The organism is Streptomyces sp. PA03-6a (assembly GCF_033792765.1).
In the GTDB taxonomy this organism is placed as follows: domain Bacteria; phylum Actinomycetota; class Actinomycetes; order Streptomycetales; family Streptomycetaceae; genus Actinacidiphila.
Window position 1 is genome coordinate 1 of sequence record NZ_JARAVK010000433.1, and the last position, 4,556, is coordinate 4,556.

At 70.1% G+C, this 4,556-nt stretch carries 3 protein-coding genes and 1 pseudogene; 1 reads left to right on the forward strand and 3 read right to left on the reverse strand.

Annotated features, from left to right (window positions below):
- Positions 1-239: 239 nt before the first annotated feature.
- The 3 genes from PV350_RS44815 to PV350_RS44825 all read right to left on the reverse strand — a co-directional run bounded on the left by PV350_RS44815 (position 240) and on the right by PV350_RS44825 (position 3,312).
- The gene (locus PV350_RS44815; RefSeq protein WP_500339092.1) at positions 240-716 is read right to left on the reverse strand and encodes a DUF6197 family protein; all 477 of its coding nucleotides are present in this window, start codon (positions 714-716) and stop codon (positions 240-242) included.
- A 168-nt stretch (positions 717-884) separates the two neighbouring features.
- Positions 885-1,073, reverse strand: coding sequence for a hypothetical protein (locus tag PV350_RS44820; protein WP_500339093.1), 189 nt, complete (start codon positions 1,071-1,073; stop codon positions 885-887).
- Between the two features lie 100 nt (positions 1,074-1,173).
- The gene (locus PV350_RS44825) at positions 1,174-3,312 is read right to left on the reverse strand and encodes a chromosome segregation protein ParM (protein ID WP_500339094.1); all 2,139 of its coding nucleotides are present in this window, start codon (positions 3,310-3,312) and stop codon (positions 1,174-1,176) included.
- A gap of 181 nt (positions 3,313-3,493) precedes the next feature.
- On the opposite strand from PV350_RS44825, the pseudogene PV350_RS44830 reads away from it, so the two are divergent.
- A pseudogene (locus tag PV350_RS44830) lies at positions 3,494-4,471 on the forward strand (IS701 family transposase); the annotation flags it as partial.
- Between the last annotated feature and the right edge of the window lie 85 nt (positions 4,472-4,556).

Genomic DNA, 4,556 nt, shown 5'->3' on the forward strand with positions numbered 1-4,556 from the left:
GTCCGGCACCGAGCAGGACCTTGTGCCGGTTGGCGGCCCACCAGGTCGGTGGGGCGGGGGTGGTGAGCACGCCGATGACCGTGGGCGCCGTCTTCTTCGCCAAAGCGGGGGAGTCTCCTTCAACAGATGTGAACCGCAGGGGGCTGCGGTGCGTGGACGTGGTGTAGGCCGGTCGGCCTGTCCCGCGCCCAACGCCCGCACGCTGGGGGCGGGTTTGGGTGCGAGGCGGGCGGACCGGTTCACAGGCCGCGGACGTCGGCAAGGGACGCTCCCTCGAGGAGCGTGCGCAGCGGCACACCGCCTTTGGCCCAGGCATCGTTGAACGCGGGCACCGACTCCACGTCGGTGCCGAAGCGGCGACGGATGGCGTCCATCAGGACCTCGATGGCGTCCCTCTCCAGGTTGTAGTCGCCTACGGCTTCCCTGCGAATCGCTCCAAGTAGGCAGCGCTCGCCCTGCTCGTTGACCAGGGCGCCGGTGCACCAGCCGTCGGTGATCAGCCGATGGTGCGCGCGCTGCAGCAGACCGGCGACCGGGGTCGGATACAGGTCGATCGGGAATGGGTCGGTGACCGGCACGGTGGTGATGACGTCGGCCAGGTCGACCGGCTCGGTGGGGATGTGGGCGGTGTTCACCTCGTAGGCGACGGCGGCCCGGTCCAGCGCGAGGCTCATCGCGGCATCCGCCGCGGCCAGCCGCGCCTCGAACGACAGCACCCCTCCCGGCGGTACCGACGCCGGTGCTGGTGCGGTCGGAGCGGTGTGCTGTCTGGTCGGCGTGGGGGTGGGATGGGTCATCGAGAGCTCCCGCGGCTATGCGAAGGCGCCGCCGGATCGGTTCCGGCGGCGCCTGGTGGTCTGGGTGGGTGTTCTGTGCGGGGTGGGTTAAAGAGCGGAGATCCAGCCGGTGAGTGAGCCGAGAGCGCTGGTGATGACGGGGGCCAGGCCGGTGGAGGCGAGCAGGAATCCGAACAGTGCGCAGACCGCGGCGGGCCAGGTGCGGACGTGGCCGAGCTTGACCAGGACCACGACGACGATGCCCACGAGCACCACGACAGACAGGGAGACAGCCACGGGTGTGTCCTTCACGGGAGACGAGGGTGAGCGGGAACGGGCCCGGCCGCGCGGGGTGCGCGGCCGGGCCCGGGGGAGGTGGGGCAGGGTGGGGCGGTGATCAGGTGTTGGTGAGGTGCTTGATGGCGTCCAGTGCCTGGCGGGGCGAGGTGACCGCGTCACGGCGGGGCCCGCTCCCGCCGCTGCCGGGACCGCCACGGGGGCGCTTGCCGCCCCGGCCGCCGCGGCGGGGCCGGCCGCCGTCCTCGTCTTCTTCTTCGTCCTCGGGGCCGAACTCGCCGAGCCGGGGCGGCTCGTTCCAGTCGAACCACAAGCCGAGCCGGGTCAGCTCATTGATTTCGTGGTCGGCGAGCCGGTTGACCTGCTCGGGGAACAGGTCGGCGAGGTCGGAGTCGAAGTCCACGTACAGGCTGCGCATGAGGACCGCGCGGCCGTTGTCCAGGACGATGACCGCGACACCACCGGTGCTGACGCCGTTTTCGGGGTCGGCCTCGCCGCGCATGGCCCGCTCGATGACCGAGCCTTCCTGACGGGCGTAGCGGGCGGGGATGGTCGGCACGTCGTAGGGGTTTTCCATGGTGCCTTCGGCGGCCTTGCGGGTCGCTCCCGGGCTGCCCATGTTGAAGACCACGGGCCTGCTGTTCTGGCGCAGGTTGTCCTTCATCTCGGTGGAGAACCCGTTGTGCGCGAACGGCGACTGGCCGGCTGCGTTGAAGCCGATGCCGTACTTGAGCCCCATGACGGTCAGGTCGTCCCCGAGGGACTGGATCTCCTCTCCGTAGGCGGGGTCGCTGGCGGCGGTCATGAACTCGTCCGCGTAGACGTTCAGCTGCGGGTACGGGCAGCGCTTGTCGCCGGGCTTGTAGTCGTGGGGCTTGCCGTCGTACTCCCACGGCATGTCCGCCCGGATGTCACACAGCGCCTTGGCCGCGCGCAGCTGGCGGACCATGAACAGCGGGCTGGAGCCCTGCCGGTCGATGTACTGGCCCAGCGTGCTGGTCTTTTCGTCCTTGCGGTAGGAGGACAGCCACACCACCATCCCGGCCAGGGACTCGGCCGCCATCGCGACCGCAAAGTACTGGGTCTTGCCGGAGCGGGTGACGCCGAGGATGAGGCCGTGGGCGGCGGCGTTCTTGTCGTGCTGGTAGACCATGTTCTTCACTGGCTGGCCGGTGATGCTGAACCCGCACACGAACATGCCCTTGCTGTCTGGGGTGAGCAGCTCGCGGGTGGCGGGGAACACCTGCGACAGCGGCGGCTCATCGAACGCGCTGATCAGGAACTCGCAGCCGTCGATCAGGACGAACACGCAGGAGTCATCGTCCGGGATGCCCAAGCCGCGGCAGACCTTGGCCAGGTCGATCCGCGGGGTCTCGGTGGCGTCGGACATCTTCGCCCGGTAGAACGTCACACCCCGCTCGTGATCACGGGTTTCGTGGACCAGCTCGGAGCCGGGCGCACCACCCTTCGGGCCGCCGACCCGGTCCGTCCAGCGCTCCTTGGCGGTGGGCTCGCGGCGGCGGGCGTTGGCGTCCGGGGTGATGTGGGTTTCCAGCCAGCCCGGGCCGCCCTGCCGCCCGGGCTGGATCGCCACGTCGCGGAATGACACGTCAAAGGTGTGGACGCCGAACGCGGCAGCGACGGCGGCCTCGCTCAGGCCGGTGATCGGGCGGCCCTCCTCGCAGGCGCGCAGCAGCAGGGTGAGGTCGTGGGGCATGCCCTCATGCCGGTCGGCGATGACCACCATGGTGTGGCCGGGTGCCCCGGCCCGTTCCCACAGCATCCGCACCTGCCGGGTGAGGTGGTCGGCGCCGTCATCGGGCTGCACCAGCATCGGCTCGGCCCAGGCGGCCGGCTGCGGCTGCGGAACGGGCGTGGCGAGGGCGGGGCGGTGGCGGCTGCGGGCGGCGCGGGAGAACGGCAGCACCACGGAACCGGCCGTTGCCCAGCCGGCCGCGAGCAGGATGTCGAGACCGTAGGGGCCCCACCCGAGGGTGTGCCGCGCGGCAACGTCGACGGCGGCGGCGAGGACCGGCGGGGCCCAGCGCAGGATCTTGCGTCCGGCACCGTCCTGATCGCTCTTGGCGGCCAGGACCCAGCCCCCGATCCCGGCGGCACCGGCCAGCTGCACCACGGTGTTGACCGGGCTGTCGGGGACAACGTTCGGGGCCACCGCCAGCACAGGCGCGGCCAGACCATAGACGAGGCGTTCCAGGACGACACTGCGCGGCGTGGACACGACGGGGACTGCTCCTTCAACTGATGCGGAAACGGGGAGGGGCGGCCCCGCGTGTGCGGGGCCGCCCCTGATTGGCGGTGCGGGTCTGAATCGGGGCCCGGGCAGGGCCCCGGGGTTAGTACTGCAATCACAGTTAGGGGGTCTGGTGTGATTGAGTGACCTGGTGTCAGTGGATCTTGGTATGCGTCAAGTCGAGTCATGGCGTGCGGTGTTGGCGGGGATACACGCGCGGTTCGCTGCACGGTTTGCCCGCTCGGAGCCGCGGGGCCGGGCACTGGAGTACATGGCCGGGCTGATTGCGCCGTTGGAGCGCAAGAACGGCTGGTCGCTGGCGGAACGAGCCGGTGAGGCGCATCCGATCGGGATGCAGCGGCTGCTGGGCGAGGCTGACTGGGACGCTGGTGGAGTCCGCGATGACGTGCGGGACTTTGTCGTGGAGACGATCGGCGACAAGAACGCGGTGCTGATCGGTGACGACACCGGGTTCTTGAAGAAGGGCACCAGGTCGGCCGGGGTGCAGAGGCAGTATTCCGGCACCGCGGGGCGGACGGAGAACTCCCAGATCGGCACCTTCCTCGCCTACGCCTCCCGGCACGGGCGGGCTTTGATCGACCGGGAGTTGTACCTGCCGACGTCCTGGACCGACGACCGGGAGCGATGCCGGGCGGCCGGCATCCCGGACGACGTGCCCTTCGCTACGAAGATCGAGCACTTCCAGGCCATGCTCCAGCGTGCCCTGGACGCGAAGGTTCCGTTCGCGTGGGTGACCGCGGACGAGGCATACGGGCAGGTCAAGCGACTGCGGTACTGGCTGGAGCAGCGCGCGGTCGCGCACGTGCTGGCGACCAAGGTCAACGACACCGTCATCACCACCCGGGGCGCCGAGGTCCGGGTCGACGCCTTGGTGGCCGGCCTGCCGCGGCAGGCGTGGAAGCGCCTGTCCGCCGGTCCGGGCGCCCACGGACAGCGCTTCTATGACTGGGCCCGAGTGCCGATCCGGATCTGGTGGGAGAACGGCTTCGGCCACTGGGTACTGGCCCGCCGCAGTCTCACCGATCCCACCGAGATCGCCTACTACGTCTGCTACGGCCCGGTCGGCACACGGCTGAGGGACCTGGCCCAGGTGGCCGGAGCCCGGTGGCAGGTCGAGGAATGCTTCGTGCGACACGAGGCTGCTTGAGCTGAGTGAACTCACCGAGAGGAGGTTCCGTTGAGGAAGGTGTAGTTCCGGGCCAGTGTTCAGG